Annotated in this window: 18 protein-coding genes and 1 pseudogene; 13 read left to right on the top strand and 6 right to left on the bottom strand. The window is 72.8% G+C overall.

Annotated elements, in window-relative coordinates:
• Positions 1-3: 3 nt before the first annotated feature.
• From ACIA6B_RS03360 to ACIA6B_RS03350, 3 genes are all read left to right on the top strand, one after another.
• Complete coding sequence (locus tag ACIA6B_RS03360) at positions 4-891, top strand: carbohydrate ABC transporter permease (protein WP_396770501.1); 888 nt, start codon at positions 4-6, stop codon at positions 889-891.
• Between the two features lie 62 nt (positions 892-953).
• Positions 954-1,715, top strand: coding sequence for a carbohydrate ABC transporter permease (locus tag ACIA6B_RS03355; protein WP_396771213.1), 762 nt, complete (start codon positions 954-956; stop codon positions 1,713-1,715).
• Between the two features lie 37 nt (positions 1,716-1,752).
• Positions 1,753-3,456 carry an amylo-alpha-1,6-glucosidase gene (locus ACIA6B_RS03350; RefSeq protein WP_396770499.1) on the top strand — a complete coding sequence of 568 codons (1,704 nt, stop codon included), beginning with the start codon at positions 1,753-1,755 and terminating at the stop codon, positions 3,454-3,456.
• Positions 3,457-3,475: 19 nt separating this feature from the next.
• On the opposite strand, the gene ACIA6B_RS03345 is transcribed toward ACIA6B_RS03350, so the two are convergent.
• Complete coding sequence (locus ACIA6B_RS03345; RefSeq protein ID WP_396770497.1) at positions 3,476-4,501, bottom strand: LacI family DNA-binding transcriptional regulator; 1,026 nt, start codon at positions 4,499-4,501, stop codon at positions 3,476-3,478.
• Between the two features lie 164 nt (positions 4,502-4,665).
• Between ACIA6B_RS03345 and ACIA6B_RS03340 the strand changes: the two genes are divergently transcribed.
• Both ACIA6B_RS03340 and ACIA6B_RS03335 read left to right on the top strand, forming a co-directional pair.
• Complete coding sequence (locus ACIA6B_RS03340) at positions 4,666-7,062, top strand: RICIN domain-containing protein (RefSeq protein ID WP_396770495.1); 2,397 nt, start codon at positions 4,666-4,668, stop codon at positions 7,060-7,062.
• Between the two features lie 25 nt (positions 7,063-7,087).
• Complete coding sequence (locus ACIA6B_RS03335; protein WP_396770493.1) at positions 7,088-8,218, top strand: mandelate racemase/muconate lactonizing enzyme family protein; 1,131 nt, start codon at positions 7,088-7,090, stop codon at positions 8,216-8,218.
• A 1-nt stretch (position 8,219) separates the two neighbouring features.
• Here the strand turns inward: ACIA6B_RS03335 and ACIA6B_RS03330 are convergent, their stop codons facing one another.
• The 4 genes from ACIA6B_RS03330 to ACIA6B_RS03315 all read right to left on the bottom strand — a co-directional run bounded on the left by ACIA6B_RS03330 (position 8,220) and on the right by ACIA6B_RS03315 (position 11,000).
• Entirely contained in the window at positions 8,220-8,972 is a 753-nt protein-coding gene (locus ACIA6B_RS03330; protein WP_396770491.1) for a FadR/GntR family transcriptional regulator, read from the bottom strand.
• Between the two features lie 50 nt (positions 8,973-9,022).
• Entirely contained in the window at positions 9,023-9,889 is an 867-nt protein-coding gene (locus ACIA6B_RS03325) for an oxidoreductase (protein ID WP_396770489.1), read from the bottom strand.
• 113 nt (positions 9,890-10,002) lie between these two features.
• Positions 10,003-10,470, bottom strand: a complete 468-nt coding sequence (locus tag ACIA6B_RS03320; protein WP_396770487.1) for a hypothetical protein — start codon at positions 10,468-10,470, stop codon at positions 10,003-10,005.
• 32 nt (positions 10,471-10,502) lie between these two features.
• A complete protein-coding gene (locus ACIA6B_RS03315; RefSeq protein ID WP_396770485.1) occupies positions 10,503-11,000 on the bottom strand; it encodes a YcxB family protein in 498 nt (165 codons plus the stop codon).
• A 445-nt stretch (positions 11,001-11,445) separates the two neighbouring features.
• Here ACIA6B_RS03315 and ACIA6B_RS03310 point away from each other — a divergent pair, with 445 nt between their 5' ends.
• The 4 genes from ACIA6B_RS03310 (at position 11,446) to rox (ending at position 15,668) form a co-directional block, all read left to right on the top strand.
• Positions 11,446-12,753, top strand: a complete 1,308-nt coding sequence (locus ACIA6B_RS03310; RefSeq protein WP_396771211.1) for a cellulose binding domain-containing protein — start codon at positions 11,446-11,448, stop codon at positions 12,751-12,753.
• 108 nt (positions 12,754-12,861) lie between these two features.
• A complete protein-coding gene (locus tag ACIA6B_RS03305) occupies positions 12,862-13,281 on the top strand; it encodes a PPOX class F420-dependent oxidoreductase (protein WP_396770483.1) in 420 nt (139 codons plus the stop codon).
• 22 nt (positions 13,282-13,303) lie between these two features.
• On the top strand, positions 13,304-14,038 hold the full coding sequence (locus ACIA6B_RS03300) for a hypothetical protein (protein WP_396770481.1): 735 nt from the start codon (positions 13,304-13,306) through the stop codon (positions 14,036-14,038).
• A gap of 151 nt (positions 14,039-14,189) precedes the next feature.
• A complete protein-coding gene (rox, locus tag ACIA6B_RS03295; protein WP_396770479.1) occupies positions 14,190-15,668 on the top strand; it encodes a rifampin monooxygenase in 1,479 nt (492 codons plus the stop codon).
• Between the two features lie 98 nt (positions 15,669-15,766).
• On the opposite strand, the gene ACIA6B_RS03290 is transcribed toward rox, so the two are convergent.
• Positions 15,767-17,005, bottom strand: a complete 1,239-nt coding sequence (locus tag ACIA6B_RS03290) for a cellulose-binding domain-containing protein (RefSeq protein ID WP_396770478.1) — start codon at positions 17,003-17,005, stop codon at positions 15,767-15,769.
• Positions 17,006-17,303: 298 nt separating this feature from the next.
• Here ACIA6B_RS03290 and ACIA6B_RS03285 point away from each other — a divergent pair, with 298 nt between their 5' ends.
• The 4 genes and pseudogenes from ACIA6B_RS03285 to ACIA6B_RS03270 all read left to right on the top strand — a co-directional run bounded on the left by ACIA6B_RS03285 (position 17,304) and on the right by ACIA6B_RS03270 (position 20,655).
• Positions 17,304-19,085 (top strand): hypothetical protein, encoded by a 1,782-nt coding sequence (locus ACIA6B_RS03285; RefSeq protein WP_396770476.1) that lies wholly within the window; start codon positions 17,304-17,306, stop codon positions 19,083-19,085.
• A 15-nt stretch (positions 19,086-19,100) separates the two neighbouring features.
• The gene (locus ACIA6B_RS03280; RefSeq protein WP_396770474.1) at positions 19,101-20,060 is read left to right on the top strand and encodes a glycosyltransferase family 2 protein; all 960 of its coding nucleotides are present in this window, start codon (positions 19,101-19,103) and stop codon (positions 20,058-20,060) included.
• A 143-nt stretch (positions 20,061-20,203) separates the two neighbouring features.
• Positions 20,204-20,392: pseudogene (locus tag ACIA6B_RS03275) on the top strand (GTP-binding protein); the annotation flags it as partial.
• A gap of 35 nt (positions 20,393-20,427) precedes the next feature.
• Positions 20,428-20,655 carry a hypothetical protein gene (locus ACIA6B_RS03270; protein ID WP_396770472.1) on the top strand — a complete coding sequence of 76 codons (228 nt, stop codon included), beginning with the start codon at positions 20,428-20,430 and terminating at the stop codon, positions 20,653-20,655.

Here is a 20,655-nt window from a genome sequence, read left to right as displayed (position 1 = left end):
TCCATGAGCCGAAACCGCACCGACCGGTGGACGGCGTGGGCGTTCCTGGCCCCGGTCACGATCTATCTGCTGGCCTTCTACGCCTACCCGCTCTACCGCAACGTCGAGCTGAGCCTGCGGCGGTACACGGTCCGGTCGTTCGTCTCCGGCGGCGCCCCGTTCGCCGGGCTGGACAACTACCGGGACGTGCTGACCCACCCGACGTTCGGGCCGGCGCTCGCCCACACGGCGGCGTTCACGGCGGTGTCGCTGCTGTTCCAGTTCGCCATCGGGCTGGCGCTCGCGGTCTTCTTCCACCGGCACTTCCCGCTGTCGGCGACGCTGCGGGCGTTGTTCCTCGTACCCTGGCTGCTGCCGCTGATCGTCTCGGCCTCCACCTGGTCGTGGATGCTCAACAGCGACGCCGGTGTGGTCAACGCCGCGCTCGGCGCGCTCGGCCTCGACCCGGTCAACTGGCTGACGTCGCCGCGGTGGTCGCTCGTCTCGGTGATCATCGCGAACATCTGGATCGGCGTGCCGTTCAACCTGGTGGTCCTCCACAGCGGCCTCCAGGCGATCCCGACCGACGTGTACGAGGCCGCGGCGCTGGACGGGGCGAGCGGGCCGCAACGGTTCTGGCGGATCACGTTCCCGCTGCTGCGGCCGGTGTCGGCGATCACCCTGCTGCTCGGGCTGATCTACACGCTGAAGGTCTTCGACCTCATCTGGATCATGACGCGGGGTGGTCCGACCGACTCGTCCACCACGTTCGCCACCTGGTCCTACCGGCTCGGCTTCGGCAGCCTGCTGCCCGAGTTCGGGCCGGGCGCGGCGGTCGGCAACCTGCTGATCGTGGTCGCCCTCGGGTTCGGGTTGGCCTACGTCCGGGCCCAGCGGAGGCAGCGGTGGTGAGCAGCGGGCGGGGCCGGGGCGGCTGGTGGCGTACCGGCCTGGGGGTGGTGTTCACCGCGCTGATGCTGTTCCCCGTCTACTGGATGGTCAACGTGTCCCTCACCCGGGACACCGACCTGCGCGCCGACCCGCCGCGCCTGTTCCCGACGCACGGCACCGTCGAGGGCTACCAGGTGGTGCTGCGGGACCAGTTGCCGTACCTCGGCACCAGCCTGCTGATCGGGCTCGGCACGGTGGCGCTGACCGTGGCCCTCGCCGCGCCCGCCGGCTACGCCCTGGCCACCCTGCGCCCGGTCGGCGGCGGCGTGCTCCGGTTCGTGCTGCTGATCGCGCAGATGGTTCCCGGGATCATCATGGCGATGGGGTGCTACGCCATCTATCTCCGGCTCGGCCTGCTCAACTCGGCGGCCGGTCTGGTGCTGGCCGACTCCACCATCGCCGTGCCGTTCGGCGTGCTGATCTTCACGGCCTTCATGTCCGGCATCCCGGGCGAGGTGCTCCAGGCCGCCGTGGTGGACGGCGCGGGCCGGTGGCGGACGTTCCGCTCCGTGGTGCTGCCACTGAGCCGCAGCTCGGTCATCACGGTGTCCCTGTTCGCCTTCCTCTGGGCCTGGTCGGACTTCCTCTTCGCGTCCACGCTGGACGCCGGCGGCGCCGCGCGGCCGGTGACCCTCGGCATCTACCGCTACATCGGCAACAACAACCAGCAGTGGAACGCCATCATGGCGACCGCCGTGATCGCCTCCGTCCCCGCCACCGTCCTGCTGATCGTGGCCCAGCGGTACGTCGCCGCGGGCGTGACAGCCGGCGCGGTCAAGGACTGAGCGAGCCGTCCGCACCAGAGAAAGGCAGTCACCGCAGATGACCGTCGTCCCCTCCGGCCCGACGTTCTCCGTCCGGGAGATCCCGTTCAGCCACTACGGGTCCTGGCTCAGCGTCTCCCCCGTGGTCGCCGAGCACACCTGGGCCGACGACCTGCACCTGGTCTCGCACCGCAACGGCATGCACCCGGTGCTCCGGTTCACCCCGCCGGCCGACGCCGAGGTGACGGCCTGTCCGGCGTTGCTGAGCTGGCACGACCGGCACGGCCGGGTCGAGGTGACCTACGCGGGCCCGGACACGCTCCGGCTCCGGGGCCGCGGGTCCGGGCTGCGGATCAGCGCCGCCGCCGCCACGCTGACCCCGTTCAGCGGGACGTACCTCTACGACGACCCGGTGGACGCCGGGTTCGTGTTCACCTCGTACGAGACCGGCCACCGGTACCGGGTCACCGTGCTGACCGGCGACGCCGAGGCGGTCGGCACGCAGGCGCTCGGCACCGCGGCCCGCGGCCTGGTCCTGCCGACCGACCGACCGTGGGAGGTGGCGATCGAGGAGTACGCGACGGCCCGCCGACCGTACGCGGCCGACGCGGACTTCGACGACCTGGTCGCCGCCGCCGACGCGGACTTCACCGCGTTCGTCGAGGCGGTCGCACCGTGGCGCGGCCCGGCGACCCCGGCCGCCGAGCTGGCCGGGTACGTGTTGTGGTCGGCCACGGTGGCGCCGGCCGGCTTCGTCACCCGGCCGGCCACGCTGATGTCGAAGCACTGGATGAACAAGGTGTGGAGCTGGGACCACTGCTTCAACGCGCTCGCGCTGGCGGCCGGCCGGACCGACCTCGCCCGGCACCAGTTCCACCTGCCGTTCGACCATCAGGACCCGGCCGGCGCGCTGCCCGACTCGGTGACGCACTCGGAGGTCCTGCACAACTTCGTCAAGCCGCCCGTGCACGGCTGGGCGTGGCGGCAGTTGCGGCGACGGTCCGGTCGGGCGGTGCCGCGTGCGGAACTGGTCGAGGTCTACGAGCGGCTGACCCGGTGGACCACGTTCTGGCTGGACCACCGGCGGGCGCCCGGCGGGCGGCTGCCGCACTACCAGCACGGCAACGACAGCGGCTGGGACAACGCCACGACCTTCGACGACGACCGGGTGGTCGAGGCGCCCGATCTCGCCGCCCTGCTGGTGACGCAGGTGGAGTGCCTCGCGGAGCTGGCCGCCGAACTGGACCGCCCGGCGGAGGCGGCGCGGTGGGCCGACGTCGCCGGCGAGATCCGCGACGCGCTGCTGGGCGAGCTGTGGACCGGTGAGCGGTTCACCGCCCGCAGCGCGCGGACCGGGGCGAGCAGGTCCAGCACCAGCCTGCTCGACCTCATGCCGATCGTGCTCGGCGAGACGCTCCCGGCCGGTGTCGCCGCCACGCTCGCCCGCCGGCTGGAGGCCCACCTCACCGAGCACGGGCTGGCCACCGAGCCACTCGACTCACCGCACCACGTGGACGACGGGTACTGGCGCGGCCCGATCTGGGCCCCGGCCACCGTCCTGATCGAGGACGGCCTGCGCCGGGCCGGGCACGTCGCGCTCGCCGACGAGGTCAGCCGGCGGTTCCGGCTGCTCTGCGAACGCTCCGGCTTCGCCGAGAACTTCGACGCCAAGACCGGCGCGGGCCTGCGGGACCGGGCGTACACCTGGACCGCGAGCGGCTATCTGCTGCTCGCCGGCGACGACCGGCGGCGGCGGGGGTGAGCGGACGGCCGGGGTGCGGTCAGGGCGCGGCGCGCCGCGCCGGGGCCGGGCCGGTGCTGGCGCGCAGCGAGACCGGCGGGCGGTAGAGCCGGTGCCGTGGCGCGGTCCCGGGCGCGGCGATCCGCTCCAGCAGGAGCGAGACTGCCTCCGCGCCCATCTCGACGATCGGCACGTCCGCGGCGGTCAGCGGCGGACGGAGGTTTTCCGCCCAGTGCCGCGCGGCGACGCCGGTGAGCGAGAAGTCGCGCGGCACCACGAGCCCGGCGGACTCCAGTGCCCGCTGCATGCCGGGCAGCGCCGCCTCGTTGACGGTGGCCACGGCGGTGACCTCGGGGTGGGCCGCCAGCAGCTCCTCGACGCATGCCTCACCGGCGGCGACGTCGTCGCCGCAGCAGACGTCGACGCCGGTCAGGCCGCGTTCCGCGACCGCCGCGGCGAAGCCGCTCAGCGCCCGGCAGCCGGGGCCGTAGCCGGCGGCGACGAGTTCCGCCGAGCGGTTCACCAGGGCGACGTGCCGGTGCCCCAGGTCCGCCAGGTGGTGCACGCAACTGGCGATGAGACCGTCGTAGTCCACGTCCACCCAGCTCGTGCCCGCCGGCCGGGCGGTGCGGCCGATGGTCACGAACGGCAGGCCGGTCTGCTCCAGCCGGGTCACCCGCTCGTCGGTGAGCCGGATCTCCATCAGCACGACGCCGTCGACGCGGCGGCCGGTCACGATCCGTTCGAACGACCGGTCGTGGTCACCGCCGGACGGCGACAGCAGCACGTCGAGGTCGGCCCGCGCGGCGGCCTCGACCACGCTGGCGACGAAGCCGAGCTGCATGTCGGTGAGGCGTCGGCTGGCCGGCGGGATGACCAGGCCGAGGGTGCGGGTCCGGCCCTCCTTGAGGGCCCGCGCGTTGGCGTTGGGGCGGTAGTCCAGCTCGTCGATGACCGCCTGGATGCGTTGCCGGGTGGCCGCCGAGACCGGCCGCTTGCCGCTCAGCACGTACGACACGGTGCTGCGGGACACCCCGGCCCGCCGGGCGATCTCACCGATGTTCATCCCGCTCCCGGCAACGGTCGTCGAATCGGTTCACCTGGTGGGACGACCCTAGGTCGGGGCGGTGACGGGTGTCAACGCGCGCGTCCGCCAAGCAATCGACTTGTTTCGATATTGACAACTGCTTAACATGAGACGTCATACCTATAAGCGCCGCTGGAGGTTTCGTGAACGCATCCGCCCTGCGACGGTCGGCCGCGACCGGCCTCGCGCTGGCCACGGCGATCGCCGGCGTCGCCGTCGCGGCCTTCGCCACGTCCGCCTCGGCCGCCGCCACCACCGTGTACGCGTCCCCCGGCGGCACCGGCAGCGGCTGCACCGCCACCCAGCCCTGCTCGTTGTCCACGGCCCAGGCCACCGTGCGCTCGCTGGTCGGCGGCATGTCGGACGACATCGTGGTGCAGCTCGCCGACGGCGTCTACCGGGTGACGTCGCCGCTGACGTTCGGCGCGGCCGACTCCGGCGCCAACGGCCACACCGTGCGCTGGCAGGCCGCCTCCGGAGCGCACCCGGTGATCAGCGGCGCGAAGCAGGTGACCGGCTGGTCCGTCGCCGACTCCGGCCGCAACATCTGGCGGGCGAGCGTCGGCGCCGGGCAGAACACCCGGCAGCTCTACGTCGACGGGCAACTGGCCACCCGGGCCCGGACGGCGGTGAGCCGGTCGGACTTCAGCGCCTCGGCCACCGGCCTGCGGATCACCAACGGCAACCTGAACTACCTGAACAACCTGGCCAACGCCAACCGGGTCGAGGTGGAGGGCATCAACTCGTTCACCGACCGGTACTCGCCGGTGCAGAGCATCAGCGGCGGCCTGCTCACCATGGCGCAGCCGGCCTGGAACAACAACAACTTCGGCTACGACACCCTGATGAACCCGTTCCGGGCCGGACCGTTCTACCTGGTGAACGCGTACGAGTTCCTCGACTCCCCGGGCGAGTGGTACGTCGACACCGGCACCGGCACGCTCTACTACATCCCGCGCTCCGGGCAGAACATGTCCACCGTGGACGTCGAGTTCCCGGTGACGCAGTCGCTGGTCAGCGTCGGCGGCAGCTACGCCAGCCCGGCGCACCACATCGCGTTCTCCGGCCTCACCTTCACCGGCACGAGCTGGCTGGGCCCCAGCAGCAACCAGGGCTGGGTCGACCAGCAGACCGGCTCGTACATCGCCGGCTCCTGGTCCTGGCCCGCGTGGGGCTCCTGCACCTCCGGCTGCCAGCAGTTCGAGGCGGCCCGACCGAGCTGGTCCCAGATGCCCGCCGCGGTGCAGATCTCGGCCGCCAACACCATCACGTTCAGCGACTCCCAGTTCGTCAACCTGGGCCAGACCGCCGTGGGCATCGGCAACGACGCCAACGCGCACGCCACCGGCGTCGGGCTGGGCGCCAGCAACATCACCGTCACCCGCTCCGAGATCGCCCGCAACGCCGCCGGCGGCTTCGTCATCGGCGGCGTACGCGCCGACGCGCACCACCCGAGCGACACCCGGATGACCAACCGGGACATCACCGTCAGCAACAACCGGATCCACGACCTCGGCCTGGACTACCGCGGCATCAGCTCGGTGCTGCCCACGTACGTCACCAACGCCACGATCAGCCACAACGAGATCTACAACCTGCCGTACTCCGGCCTGACGATCGGGTACGGCTGGGGCGCCAACGACGCCGGCGGCAACAACGAGTACGCCCGCCGCGGCCTGTACAACTACCAGCCGCGCTACAGCACGCCGACCACCGCGTCGAACAACCGCGTGGTCGGCAACTATGTCCACGACGTGATGCAGCAGATGAACGACGGCGGGTGCATCTACACGCTGGGCTGGGACCCGAACGCGTTGATCAGCGAGAACTACTGCCTGCGGACCAACGGCTACTTCGGCGTCTACTTCGACGAGGGCTCCAAGTACTACACCGTCACCAACAACGTCTTCTCGAACACCGGCACCTGGGCCACCGCCAACTACTGGGGCGGCGAGAACATGGGCAACTGGACGCTCACCAACAACTGGTCGACGAACAACAGCACCAACGTCACCAACGGCGACCGGGGCAACGTGGTCTACGGCAACACGACGGTCAGCAACGGCAACTGGCCGGCCGGCGCGCAGACCGTGATGAACGCCGCCGGCCCGCAGGGCTCCGGCGGCCCGACCACCCCGCCGCCGAGCGGCACCGCCCAGCAGATCGTCGGCGGCCAGTCCGGCCGCTGCGTGGACGTGCCCAACTCGTCCACCACGAACGGCACCCAGGTGCAGCTCTGGGACTGCGGCAGCGCCACCGGGCAACGCTTCACCGTCACCGCCGGTCGGCAGCTCCAGGTGTACGGCAGCAAGTGCCTGGACGCCAACGGCCAGGGCACCAGCAACGGCACCGCCGTGATCATCTGGGACTGCAACGGCCAGCCCAACCAGCAGTGGACCGTCAACGCCAACGGCACCATCACCGGCCAGCAGTCCGGGCTCTGCCTGGACGCCAACGCCGCCGGCACCGCCAACGGCACCAAGCTGATCCTGTGGGCCTGCAACGGCGGGGCCAACCAGCAGTGGAGCCTGCGGGGCTGACCGGGGCGGCGGTGAGGAGACGGGCGTGAAGGTCACCGGCTACCGCAGCCTCACCACCGCACACGACTGGGGACGGCTGATCGGCGACGCCAACGGGGTGATGCCGCGGACGCGTACCGACGTGCCCGTGCTGATCCTGGAGACCGACGTCGGTCTGGAAGGCGTCGGTCTCGGCCCGCACGGGGACGTCGAGCGGGTCTTCGGCGCGGTCGACGGCGCGGATCCCCGCGCCGCCCCGGCGCTCTACGACCGGATGCTGAACCAGGTCTTCAAGACCGGCCACGCGGGTGCGACGTTCGGCGCCGTCGGCGCGCTCGACATGGCGTTGTGGGACCTCAAGGCGAAGGCGGCCGACGAGCCGCTCTGGCGCACCGTCGGCGCGGCCGACCGGTTCGTCCCCGGCTACGCCTCCGGGCTCGACATCGCCCTCGACGACGACGCGCTCGCGCGACTGTACGAGCGCTTCGCCGACCGGGGCTTCACCGCCGCCAAGCTCAAGGGCGGCCACGACGTCGAGCGGGACCGACGCCGGCTGGAGGCGGTCCGGGAGATCCTCGGCCGCAACACCGGCCGGCCGGCGCTGATGGTCGACGCCAACGAGTCGTGGAACCGCGCCCAGGCCGTCCGGTTCGTCACCGCGCTGGAGCGCACCGTCGACCTGACCTGGGTCGAGGAGCCGGTCCGCCGGTGGGACGCGGCCGGCCTCGCGGCGGTGCGGCACGGTGTCCGGGCGGCGGTCGCCACCGGCGAGAACCTCACCGGCCTGGAACAGTTCCGGCCCCTGCTGGACGCGGACGCCGTCGACGTCGTCCAGGTGGGCAGCGTCTGGGGCATCACCCACTTCCTGCGGACCGCCGCGGTCGCGCACGGGCGGGACCTGCCGGTGAGTCCGGTGGCCTACCACGCCAACCCGCTGGCCGCCGCCGCCGCGGCGGCGCCCAACCACCTGTCGTGCGAGGTCCAGGACTTCACCTGGCCGATCGGGCTGACCGTGGACCAGGAGATCGCGGACGGCGGCATCGTCCTCGGCGACCGGCCGGGGCTGGGCATCGAGGTCGACGAGCAGCGCCTCGCGTCCGTCCACGCGCCCCGCTCGGCGACCGGCCCGCACGTCCGGCCCGACCGCGCCGGCCTGCGGCTGGTCCCCGACCCCTGAGCTACCGCGCCGGGTCGCCGCCCGGCCCCGCCAACCGGCGCCGCTGCCACGAGGTGACGATGTGGTCCCGCATGGCGCGTTCGGCGGCGGCCACGTCCTGCCGGGCGATCGCGTCGACCACCCGTGCGTGCTCGTCGAGCGTCGACTCGAACGCGCTCTCGTACGTCATGCCGTGGTAGCGGCTGCTCTCCATCGCCCGCCGGTAGAGGCGCTTGCAGATGTTCTCCGCCAGGCGGTTCCCGGACAGCTCCATGACGGTGAAGTGGAAGACCACGTCCGCCTGCCGGAACGAGTCGCTCTCGTGCCGGATCTCGCGCATCACGTCCAGCGCGTGCTCGACCCGGGTCAGCTCCTCCGGCGTACGCCGGCTCGCCAGCGTGCCCGCCATGGCCGCCTCCAGGCTGCCCCGGACGATCGTCAGCTCGTCCAGGACGCCCAACGACTCGTCGTTGTCGATGAGCGCGGAGAGCACCACCGGATCCAGCATGTTCCACGAGCCGACCCGGGCGACCTGGGTGCCCCGGCCCTGCGAGACCACCACCAGGCCCTTCTCCTCGAGCCGCTTCACGGACTCCCGGATGACCGTCCGGCTCACGCCGAAGTGCTCGCTGAGCGGCCCCTCCGGCGGGAGGAGCTGCCCCGCGTCGAGCTGCCCGGTGACGATCAGCTCGACCAGCTCACTCACCACCGCCACCCCCAACCGTTCGGCCGGGCGGCGGGGTGGAAAGGCGAACCCGTCCAGGCGAGCCGTCATGCGCACACCCTAGTGCAGCGCCACGGCCGCCCCGGGGCGTCGTGACCGGGTCACGCGCCGACCGCGTCCAGCTCGGCGAGGGCGTCGGCGGGCAGTTCCAGGGCCGCCCCGGCGACGTTCTCGCGCAGGTGCGCGACCGAGGACGTGCCGGGGATGAGCAGGATGTTCGGTGCGCGGTGCAGCAACCAGGCGAGCGCGACGGCCATCGGTGTGACCGCCAGCCGGGCCGCGACCCGGTCCAGGACGTCGGACTGCATCGGCGAGAAGCCGCCCAGCGGGAAGTACGGCACGTACGCGACGCCCTCCCGGGCGGTGCGGTCGACCAGCTCGTCGTCACCCCGGTTGGCGAGGTTGTAGAAGTTCTGCACGCACACCACCGGGGCGATCGACTGCGCCTCGGTGAGCTGCTCCGAGGTGACCGTGCTCAGCCCCAGGTGCCGGATCAACCCCTGCTCCCGCAGGTCGGCGAGCGCGCCGAACGGCTCGGCGATCGATCCCGGCACGGGTGCGTCCATGCCGCCGACCCGCAGGTTCACCACGTCGAGCGCGTCCAGGCCGAGGCGTCGCAGGTTGTCGTGCACCTGCTCGGTCAGCTCGGCCGGGGTGCGGGCGGGCGGCCAGCCGCCCTGCGCGTCACGCCGGTTGCCGACCTTTGTGACGATGTGCAGGTCGTCCGGGTACGGCGCGAGCGCCTCGCGGATGATCTCGTTGGTGACGTGCGGACCGTAGAAGTCCGCCGTGTCGATGTGCCGGATGCCCAACTCCACCGCCGTGCGCAGCACGGCGACCGCGGCGGCCCGGTCCGGGGGCGGCCCGAACACGCCCGGACCGGCCAACTGCATGGCGCCGTAGCCGACCCGGGTGAGGGTCAGGTCGCCCACCGGGTAGGTGCCGCCGGGAAGTGCGTGGTCCGTCATGGTTCCCTTCCGCGCGCCGGAGTCTCCGGCCCACGACCCGTACGATGCCCGCCGCCGGCCGGCGCAACCAGGGCTCGCCGGTCCCGGGATAGGCGGACCCTGGCCCGGGGCCGTCACGCGGTGAGCAGGCGCTCGATCCGCGCGTACTCGGCGGCCATCTCGGGGCTGGCCAGGAAGTCGTCGAGATCGGCCGGGACCCGGTGGTCGACCTGCTCGACGGCGCGGACGGCAAGCTCGTGGATCTCGTCGCGGCGGCCGGTCTCCAGGTAGGTCGTCCAGTGTTCGAGCGCCGAGAGGGCGACGAGCAGCTCCGGATCCATGTCCCCGTCGCTGAGGACGCCGTCGTCGATGCGGGTGAGCAGCGCGCGCAGTTCGGCCGCGCCGGCCGTCGCGGCGTTCGCCCGCGCGGCGGTGAACGCCGCCGCCGCGTCGTCGTCCAGCTCGCCCGCGGCGGCGATGCCGGTCAGTTCGTCGTCGCGGACGACCCGGGCCACCGTCTCGGCGCCGAAGGCGCGCACGGCCTCGTCGCGGGCGCCGGCGACCAGCCGGCGGACGGCCGCCTCGAATTCCTGGTATCTCACGGCCCGCAGTCTAGGGACGGGCGGTGACAGGTTCACCGGGACCGGAGCAGGCCGCGTCCGGTCAGGAACGCGCGCAGCGTCTCGGCCTCCCCGGCGGACATCAACCGGCGCGGGATGACGGTGGCCGGCATCCGGCCGACGTACACGATCCAGAACTCCGGGGTGTCCGTCACCCGGCTCACCCCGTCCCACGCGATGCCGGCGGACTCCGAGCCGCTGCGCATCATGATGTTGTCGTCGGTGATCTCGTAGCCGCCCTCGACGGCGTAGTCACCGGAGCGGCGGCGGGCCCGCCACTGGACCCACGGCGCGTACAGCATCGACAGCACGCCGGCCACGAGCAGCGAGGTCCACAGCGGCGCGGCCCGTTCGCCTGACCCGAACGCCCACGCGGCGGCCAGGCCGACCGCTCCGACCGCGGCCAGCGCCGCGCCGAGGCGGCCGAACGGGCGCAGCCGGACGCCGCTGAGCGCGGCGGCCACCCGGCCCGGGTAGGTGGGATCGGCGGGTACGTCGAATCGGATGTGCACGCCTCGCACCCTAGTGGCCGCGTCCGATGTTGTGATCGCTCACAGTGGAGAGCACACCTCCGGGACGGACGTTTCGGGAGATCGGGCGAGAGTTTCGGACCCCGGCGGCGTTCTTACCGGAAAGCTTCCGGTTGAAGATGTTATCGATAACCTGCTATCTTTCGGCACGGGAGCGCAGGGCACGCTTCCACGATCCGGTCGACCGGCACGGCGCTGCACCGGCCTTCTTCCGCCGCCCGACCGGCCGGTGACCGGTCCGGGCCGTTCCGCCGACGCCAGCCGACCGGCGGTCGCTGCCGGATCCCGTTCCGGCCCGGCCGCACCGCTCTCCCCGCCACCTCGCAGGCGACCCGGCACGGCTTCCGCTTCCGGCGGCACGTCAGCGGTCGCCGGGCGCCCACGCGCACACCACCGCCACCAGACATCGACGGCACGGAGGCAAGAAATCGTGAAACGTACCCCGCTTCTCTCATCCCTGGCCGCCGCGGCCCTGCTGTTCGCGGCGGCGGCGGGCGGCGTGCTGAGCGGCGGCCTCGGCCCCGCGGCGCAGGCCGCGACGAACGGCACGCTCGCGGCGACCGCCGGCTGCGGCAAGGCCCCCACGCTCAGCAACGGGACGCGCACCATCTCCAGCGGCGGACAGAACCGCAGCTACATCCTGCGGATCCCGGACGGGTACGACCGGAACCACCCCTACCGGCTCGTCTTCGGCTTCCACTGGCTGAACGGCTCCGCGAACAACGTCGCCTCGGCCGGCTACTACGGACTCCTGCCGCTGTCGAACAACAGCACGATCTTCGTCGCGCCGCAGGGCATCGACAACGGCTGGGCCAACACCAACGGCCGGGACCTCACCCTCTTCGACGACATCTCCCGGCAGGTCGAGAACGACCTCTGCGTGGACACCACCCAGCGGTTCGCGCTCGGCTGGAGCTACGGCGGCGCGATGAGCTACGCGGTGGCCTGCGCCCGGCCCACCGTCATCCGCGCGGTGGCGGTGCTGTCCGGCGCCAACCTGAGCGGCTGCAACGGCGGCACCCAGCCGGTCCCCTACTTCGGCATCCACGGCACCCACGACAGCGTGCTGAACATCTCCATGGGCCGGTCGCTGCGGGACACGTTCGTCCGCAACAACGGCTGCACCGCACAGACCCCCCGTGAGCCGGCCCTGAACAGCTTCACCCACATCACCACCGTCTACTCCGGCTGCCGGGCGGGTTACCCGGTGCAGTGGGCCGCCTTCGACGGTGACCACACGCCGAGCCCGGTGGACGGGTCGGGCACCCCGAACGACTCGCGGACCTGGACCTCGGGGGAGATCTGGCGGTTCTTCAGCCAGTTCGCGTCGACCACGCCGCCCACCACCACGCCGCCGACCAGCACACCGCCCACGAGCACGCCGCCCACCTCGACCCCGCCCACGACCACGCCGCCGACGACTCCCCCGCCGACCGGCTGCGCGGCCAGCTACCGCACGATCAACACCTGGCCGGGCGGCTTCCAGGGTGAGGTCACCGTGGCCAACAACACCACCGCCACGATCAACGGCTGGACGGCCCGCCTGACCCTGGCCAACGGCCAGGCCATCAGCAGCCTCTGGGGCGGCGTCAACACCGGCACCACCGGCACCGTCCAGGTCCGGAACGCCCCCTACAACGGCACGTTGGCCCCGAACGCGTCGACCACCTTCGGGTTCACCGCCACCGGTGACGGCGGCACCGCGCCCGGCAACGTCGGCTGCGCCGCCTCCTGACGGCGCGGAACCGGGTCCGGAGCCGTCCGGCTCCGGGCCCGGTTCCCCTGCGCGGGCCACGGCCGGTCCGTACAGTGCGGAGACAGCGCTGCCGCGAAGAGGAGAGCCATGTCGAAGCCACCGCTGCCCGAGCCCGCCGTCGCCATGCTCCGCAAGCCGAACCCCGCCGTGATCGCCACGCTGCGCCCCGACGGCCAGCCGGTCTCCGCGGCCACCTGGTACCTGTGGGACGACGGCCGGATCCTGGTGAACATGGACGAGGGGCGGCGCCGGCTGGGCCACCTGCGCAACGATCCCCGGGTCACCCTCACCGTGCTGGACGAGCAGGGCTGGTACACCCACCTCAGCATCGTCGGCCGTGTGGTGGAGCTGCGCGACGACACCGACCTGGCGGACATCGACCGGCTCGCCCGGCACTACACCGGGCAGCCGTACCCGCGGCGGGAGCGCGGTCGGGTCAGCGCGTCGATCGAGATCGACCGTTGGCACGGGTGGGGCGCGCTCAAGGACAACGGTCAGGTCGGCTGAGCCGGCCGGGCGAGGAGCGCACATGCCCGTTCGACCGGGCCGGTGGCGGCGCTGGCGCTGGGTGGTGGCCGCCGTGGTCGTCCTGACGGTGACCGCGACGGCCGCGCTGGCGCTGGCGTACCCGTCGGTCGCCGCCACCACCTGCCCCCGCTGCTACGGGTTGGTGCCGGTGCGCGACCGTCTCTACGCCGAACCCGACCTGTCGGACGCCGACCGGCGGCGGCTGGTCGAGGTGTACCGCGACGCGAGCCGGCGGGTCGACGACTTCTACCAGGGGCGGACGAGCGACCCGATCGTGCTCGCCTGCCTCACGTCCGACTGTTACCGGCGGATCGGGGGCGGCGGCGAGCGTGGGATCGCGATCCGCAACCGGGCGCTGATGCTCTCGCCCCGCGGCATCTCCCCGGAGATCGCCGCCCACGAGTTGTCGCACGTGGAGTTCCACGCGCGTCTCGGTTCCCGCCGCGACGAGGTTCCCCAGTGGTTCGACGAGGGGCTCGCCGTGCTGGTCTCCGACGACCGGCGGTACCTCGGGCCGCCGAGCGCGCCGGACCGCTGCCGGGACACCGCGCCGGGGCCGCTACCGGAGACGCTCACCGACTGGTTACGCGCCGCCGGTGCGGACGAGCAGGTGTACGCCAGGGCGGCCTGCCGGGTCCACCGGTGGGTGGTGGCCCACGGCGGGCGGGCGGGCGTGCTCGACCTCGTCGACCAACTCCGCCGCGGCGGATCCTTCGCCGCGCTCGTCGACGGCTGAGCCGTCCACCGGGAAGAAAACAGGAAAGGCAAGGAGCGGAACTCCCTGCCACTATTAACGTATACCGCACCCCCGGGCTTGCGGCAAGGCCCCGATCGTGACGCAGAATCGTCGGCCGAGCGCAGGAATCGGCCCACCATGGGGGAATGACATGTTCGATGTGATCGTGGTCGGCGGCGGCCCGACCGGCATGATGCTGGCGAGTGAGCTGCGCCTGTACGGCGTCGACGTGCTCGTGCTGGAGAAGGAGGCCGAGCCGCCGCCGTACGTGCGGTCGCTCGGGCTGCACGTCCGCAGCATCGAGATCCTGGACCAACGGGGACTGCTGGAGCGTTTCCTCGACCACGGCAGGACGTATCCGATCCGCGCCGGTGAGATCCGGGGATTCTTCGCGGGAATCGAGAAACCGGCGCCCGCCGGATTGGACACCGCGCACGGATATGTGCTCGGCATTCCGCAGACGCTCACCGACCGGCTGCTCGCCGAGCACGCGGCCGAGGTCGGCGCCGAGATCCGGCGCGGTGCCGCCGTGGTCGCGCTGGACCAGGACGACGACGGGGTGACCGTCGGCCTCGACGGCGCGACCGCGACGCCGTTGCGGGCGCGATTCGTCGTCGGCTGCGACGGTGGGCGCAGCACGGTCCGCAAGCTGCTCGGGGTCGGCTTCCCCGGTGAGCCGTCGACTGTCGACACGTTGCTGGGCGAGATGGAGGTGACCGCGGCCCCGGAGCACATCGTCGAGGTGATGACCGAGGTACGCCGGACGGAGAAGCGGTTCGGGCTGGGCCCGTCCGGCCGGCCGGGCGTGTTCCGGGTGGTGGTGCCGGCGGCGGGGGTGGCCGAGGACCGGGCGACGCCGCCGACGATCGAGGAGTTCCGCAGTCAGCTCCACCGGTACGCCGGCACCGACTTCGGCGTGCACTCCCCCCGGTGGCTGTCGCGCTTCGGTGACGCCACCCGCCAGGCCGACCGCTACCGCGTCGGGCGGGTGTTCCTGGCCGGGGACGCCGCGCACGTCCACCCGCCGATGGGTGGGCAGGGGCTCAACCTCGGTCTCCAGGACGCGTTCAACCTGGGCTGGAAGCTGGCCGCGGCGGTCACCGGCCGGGCGCCCGACGACCTGCTGGACACCTACCACGCCGAGCGGCATCCGGTGGCGGCCGACGTGCTGGACAACACCCGCGCGCAGATGCACCTGACGAGCACCGAGCCCGGGCCGCAGGCGGTCCGGCGGTTGCTGGCGCAGGTGATGGACGTGGACGCCGTCAACCGGCTCCTGATCGAGAAGATCACCGCGATCAGCGTCCGGTACGACCTGGGCCCGGGCCACGAGTTGCTCGGGCGGCGGCTGCGTGACGTCCGGCTCCGGTCCGGCCGCCTGTTCGAGGTGCTGCGTACCGGCCAGGGACTGCTGCTCGACCGGACCGGGCGGCTGTCCGTGGCCGGCTGGGCCGACCGGGTCGGGCAGGTCACCGACCCGGACGCCGATCTGGACGTGCCGGCGCTCCTGCTCCGGCCGGACGGGCACGTGGCGTGGGTCGGCGACGACCAGCGGACGCTGGACGCGGCGCTGGCCCGGTGGTTCGGCGGCAGCCGCGTCGGCGTCGGCCGGGACGCGCCCGCCCGCTAGCCAGCGGTCCGCCCCGCAGGGGCGTCGACCCGGGTGCCGGGGATGGTCCGGAGTGTGGTCGGACCACACCCCGGACACGTCCCGCGATGCCCGACGGTTCAGCAGCCGATCCGGCTGGACCCGACCGCGACGTCGTCGTACCAGAGCGTGTCGGCCCCGCCGCCGTAGCTCTCCCAGCCCAGCTTCAGATCGGTGAGCTGGGGCCGCCAGGTGCGGTTGTACCACTGGCCGTCGATGTCGTGCGTCGGTACGCCGTCCGCGGTCAGCCCGGGCACGGCGACGCCGTCCAGCCAGGTGCGGAGCTGACCGGCGGAGCCGTCCACCATGAACTCCAGGCAGGCCCACCGGTTGGTGGGCAGCGGCAGGCTCTGCGCCACCCCGGCCGGGCTCTGCTCGGGCAGCGTGGCGTCGTCCGACGCGCGGTTCCACTGCATCGCGCCGTTCTGGCCGCCCATCCGCAGGTCCTTGTTGCCGTCGGCGGCGTCGGTCATCGCCATCATCGTGGTGTGGTCGGTGGGCTGGGCGGTGGTGTGCCGCACCCAGATCCGGCCGTACCGGACGCTGCCCAGGCTGCCGAGGTTCTTCGTGGTCCGGATGAACACGTGGTTGCAGTAGCCGGCGGCGCCGTTGATCCGGACCGCCCGGCTGCCGCTGTGCGTGGTGGTGGTGTCGACGGTGGCCGTGCCGGCGCCGGCGCAGTCCGGGTTCACCACGGTCCAGTCACCGGACGGCGTCGACCCGGTCTGGTTCTCGAAGCCGTCACAGAGCGCCGCCCCGGCGCAGCCGGCCGGCGGCGGCGCGGTGGTCGGCGGGTCCGTCGTCGGCGGCGGCGACGTGGGCGGTGCGGTGGTGGGCGGCGTCGAGGTGGGCGGCGCGGTGGTCGGCACCGTGGTGGTGGGGACACCGGTCGGCCCGGCGCCGTTGCACGGCACGCCGTTCAGGGTGAACCCGGTCGGCGCGCCGCCGCCGGCGGAGAACGTGCCCTGCACGCCGAACTCGGTGGAGCCGCCGGCCGGGATGCTGCCGTTGTACGACACGTTGCGGGCGGTCACCGTCGATCCGGACTGGGTGACCGTGGCGTTCCAGCCGTTCGTGACGCGTTGGTCGCCGGGGTACGTCCAGGTGACCGTCCAGCCGGAGACGGCCGTGTCCCCGGGGGAGACCTTGACGTTGGCGGTGAACCCGCCGGACCACTGGTTGGGCGTGTAGTCGACCCGGCAGCCCTGGGCGGCGGCGGCCGGGCCGGCGAGCAGGGCCGTGCCGGTCGCGGCCAGGGTGGCGGCCAGCGCGGCGACGGCCGCCAGGATCGGGGCGGGGCGGGCGCGGAGAATCGTCATGGAGGGTCCTTCTGCCATCGAGCGGGGCGGAGGCGACGCGGCGGCGCGCGTCCCGGACGGACGCGGCGCGGCAACGTGCCCTGGATGTGGCGCGGCGGTGCGCCACGGCGACCGGTCGGCGCGTACGGCCGACGTGCCCGGCTCGGGGTGGAGCTGTCAGCCGCCGACGGCCCGGTCGGAGGACCTCGGCGGCGCCCACCCCCAATCTATTGACAGATCCCTATTCAATCAAGCGTCGGCGGTCCACCCTCCGGACAGCTGATCGACAACGGCCAGCGCATCGCAGACCATCTATCCCATGGAAGCCCCATCCACCGACGCTCGGGACCGCACCGAGAGCGCACCCCCCGAACAGCCCACCGTCGACCCGGCCCCGGGCACGCCGTGGTGGCGTCGCACCCGCACCGAATGGGTCCTCGCGGCGCTGGCCAGCCTGCTGGTCGCGGTGGCGCTCACCTGGCCGACGCTGCGGCACCCGGCCAGCACCATCCCCGGCGACCTCGGCGATCCCACGTTGCAGGCGTGGCAGGTGGCCTGGGCGGGGCACGCGCTGCTGACCAACCCGCTCGATCTCTGGCACTCGAACACGTTCTATCCCGAGCGGTACACCTACGCCTACAGCGACACGCTGCTCGGCTACGCCCCGGTCGGGATGCTCGGCACCGGTTTCGAGGCGGCCGTGATCCGGTACAACGTGCTCTACGTGCTGCTGCACGCGCTGGCCTGCTTCGGGGCGTATGCGCTGGCCCGGCAGCTCGGCGCGAACCGGTGGGGCGGGGCGGTCGCCGGGATCGCCTGGGCGTTCGCGCCGTGGCGGCTGGCGCACTCCGGGCACCTGAACATCCTGTCCAGCGGCGGCATCGCGCTGGCCCTGGCGATGCTGGCCCGGGGCCACGGGTGGTCGCTGCGCCACGGCTACCGGCCGGAGCGGCGGCGGCCCGGCTGGGCGCTCGCCGGGTGGCTCGTCGCCGCCTGGCAGGTCAGCCTCGGCTTCGGCATCGGGCTGCCACTCGTGTACTTCCTGCTGGCCGCCGTGCTGGTGGCGGCCGGGTGCTACGGCTGGTCCTGGTGGCGCCGACGGGAACGCCCGCCGTTCGGCCGCCGGCTGCTACTCGCGGACCTGGCCGGTGGCGCCGTGTTCGGCGCGGTGACGCTCCTGCTCGGCCTGGTCTTCCTGCGCGTCGTCGACCTCAACCCGCAGGCCCAACGCACGCTGGACTGGACGAAGATGTTCTCCCCGCCGCTGATGGGGTTCCTCACCGCGCCCGGGGACTCGTGGCTGTGGGGCGAGCGGCACGCCGCCGCCCGCGAGCAGCTCTCCTGGCCGCCGGAGATGGCGCTGCTGCCGGGCATGACGCTGATCGGGCTGGCCGCGGCGGGGCTGGTCGTCTCGGCGTACCCGCTGCGGCGCCGGGTGGCGCTGGGGGTGGGGGTGCTCGGCACGGTGCTGCTGGGGTTGGGCGCCACGCTCGGCGGGGACGGCGATCCCGGCTACCTGACGTTGTCCACGCACCTGCCGGGCTGGGACGCGCTGCGCACGCCCGGCCGGATGATGCACTGGACCAGTCTGCTGCTGGCGCTGCTGGCCGCCGGGCTGGTGACCGCGTTGGCCGAGTCGCCGGGACGGTCCACCGGCCGCCGCCGGTCACGGTTCCTCATGCCGCTGGTCCTGCTGGCGCCGCTCGCCCTGGTCGTCACGGAGGGCGTCAACACCACGCCCCACCCGGAGGTGCCCCGACCACCGGCGGCGATGCGGGCGGCCCGGGACCCGATCCTGGTGCTGCCGGCCGGCGGCGTGGGCGACCTGACGTACATGCTGTGGACGACCGACGGCTTTCCCCGGGTGACGAACGGGCTGGCCGGCTTCGAGCCGGTCAGCCAGGCGCAGACCAAGGCGGCGATCGCGTCCTTCCCCGACCCGGGCAGCGTGGCCTACCTGCGCGGGATCGGCGTGCGGTCGGTGGTGGCCGTCCCCAGCCGCGCCGCCGGCACACCGTGGGAGGGCATCGAGGCCCGGCCCGTCGACGGGCTCGGCATCACCCGGGAGGATCTCGATGGCACGCTCGTCTTTCACCTCTGACCGGGGCGGGCCGAGGTGACGCGGGTGCGGCTGTCCGTGGTGGTGCCCTGCTTCAACGAGGAGGCGTCGGTGGAGCGGCTGCACGGGACCGTGCGCGCCGCACTCGCCGAACTTCCCGACGTGGACGTCGAGGTGGTCTACGTCGACGACGGCAGCACCGACGGCACCCTCGCGGCGCTGCGCCGGCTCGCCGCCGCCGACGCGGACGTCCGCTACACGTCGCTGAGCCGCAACTTCGGCAAGGAGGCGGCGATGCTCGCCGGGCTGCGGCGGACCACCGGCGACGCGGTCGTGATCATGGACGCCGACCTGCAACACCCGCCGCGGCTGCTGCCCGAGATGCTGACGCTCTACCGGCAGGGCTTCGACCAGGTGATCGCCCGCCGGGACCGGCGTGGTGACCGCCTCGTCCGGACGCTCGCGTCCCGGTCGTTCTACCGGGCCATCAACTGGTGGATCGACGTCCGCCTGCTGGACGGCGCCGGCGACTTCCGGCTGCTGTCCCGGCTCGCGGTGAACGCGATCCTGGCCATGCCGGAGTACAACCGGTTCTCCAAGGGCTTGTTCTCCTGGATCGGCTTCCGGACCGCGGTGGTGGCCCACCGCAACGAGATCCGGCAGGCGGGGCGGAGCCGGTGGACGTTCGGCAAGCTCTTCAACTACGCGTTCGACGGCCTGCTGTCGTTCAACAACCGGCCGCTGCGGCTCGCGATCTACGGTGGCCTGTTCCTCACCCTGATCGCGGTCGCGTACATGGCCTGGGTGGTCGCGGACGCCGTCGAGAAGGGCATCGACGTCCCCGGTTACACCACCATCATCGTCAGCGTGATCGGGCTCGGCGGCATCCAGATGATGCTCCTCGGGGTGATCGGGGAGTACATCGGCCGGATCTACTACGAGACCAAGCGCCGGCCGCACTACCTGGTGCAGGAGACCGAGCGCCCGGCCGGCCCGGACGAGCGGCCCGGGAGGTGACCGCGCAATTCGGTGGACCGGCCGCGCCGGCTCTGCCAGCCTGACGCGGAGACGGGCCGAACCGACTGACGGGAGCACGACGATGCGAGGACTCGAAACCTTCCCGCCCATCCGGACGCGAGCTTTCGAGGACCCGTCGACCCATGCAGACCGTCAACCTCGGCATCGTCGCCCACGTCGACGCCGGTAAGACCAGCCTGACCGAACGCCTGCTGCACGCCACCGGCGCCATCGACCGGCTCGGCAGCGTCGACGCGGGCACCACCCGCACCGACAGCGGCGAGATCGAGCGTCGGCGGGGCATCACCATCCGCAGCGCCGTCGCCGCGTTCGACGGGCGACGCTGGCCCTGCTGACCTTCGTTCTGGTGGCGGTCGCCGGGCCCGTTCTCGTCGCGCTCGTGGCGTACCACCTGCGACTGGTCCGTACCGCGATCGTCTTCCTGGTGCTTGCCGTCGGGCTCGCCGTGCCCGCCCTGCCGATCGCCGTGCACGCCGGCCGGGACCTGAACCCGGCGCCGGCCCCGACCGCGCCCGGCCCGCCGGGACACTGCGTGGAGCACAGCGGTGGCGACACCCGTTGCCCGGGCGGTTGA

Origin of the sequence: Micromonospora sp. NPDC051141, from assembly GCF_044455765.1 — a bacterium.
GTDB lineage: Bacteria > Actinomycetota > Actinomycetes > Mycobacteriales > Micromonosporaceae > Micromonospora.
The sequence above is the reverse complement of the archived record's forward strand: the minus strand, read 5'-3'. Positions and strand labels throughout refer to the sequence as shown.

Excerpts from the sequence above, each read along its gene's own strand:
- ACIA6B_RS03360 (WP_396770501.1), top strand. The coding sequence starts at position 4 with ATGAGCCGAAACCGCACCGACCGGTGGACGGCGTGGGCGTTCCTGGCC.
- ACIA6B_RS03355 (WP_396771213.1), top strand. The coding sequence starts at position 954 with ATGCTGTTCCCCGTCTACTGGATGGTCAACGTGTCCCTCACCCGGGAC.
- ACIA6B_RS03350 (WP_396770499.1), top strand. The coding sequence starts at position 1,753 with ATGACCGTCGTCCCCTCCGGCCCGACGTTCTCCGTCCGGGAGATCCCG.
- ACIA6B_RS03345 (WP_396770497.1), bottom strand. The coding sequence starts at position 4,501 with ATGAACATCGGTGAGATCGCCCGGCGGGCCGGGGTGTCCCGCAGCACC.
- ACIA6B_RS03330 (WP_396770491.1), bottom strand. The coding sequence starts at position 8,972 with ATGACGGCTCGCCTGGACGGGTTCGCCTTTCCACCCCGCCGCCCGGCC.
- ACIA6B_RS03325 (WP_396770489.1), bottom strand. The coding sequence starts at position 9,889 with ATGACGGACCACGCACTTCCCGGCGGCACCTACCCGGTGGGCGACCTG.
- ACIA6B_RS03305 (WP_396770483.1), top strand. The coding sequence starts at position 12,862 with ATGTCGAAGCCACCGCTGCCCGAGCCCGCCGTCGCCATGCTCCGCAAG.
- ACIA6B_RS03300 (WP_396770481.1), top strand. The coding sequence starts at position 13,304 with ATGCCCGTTCGACCGGGCCGGTGGCGGCGCTGGCGCTGGGTGGTGGCC.
- rox (WP_396770479.1), top strand. The coding sequence starts at position 14,190 with ATGTTCGATGTGATCGTGGTCGGCGGCGGCCCGACCGGCATGATGCTG.
- ACIA6B_RS03290 (WP_396770478.1), bottom strand. The coding sequence starts at position 17,005 with ATGACGATTCTCCGCGCCCGCCCCGCCCCGATCCTGGCGGCCGTCGCC.
- ACIA6B_RS03285 (WP_396770476.1), top strand. The coding sequence starts at position 17,304 with ATGGAAGCCCCATCCACCGACGCTCGGGACCGCACCGAGAGCGCACCC.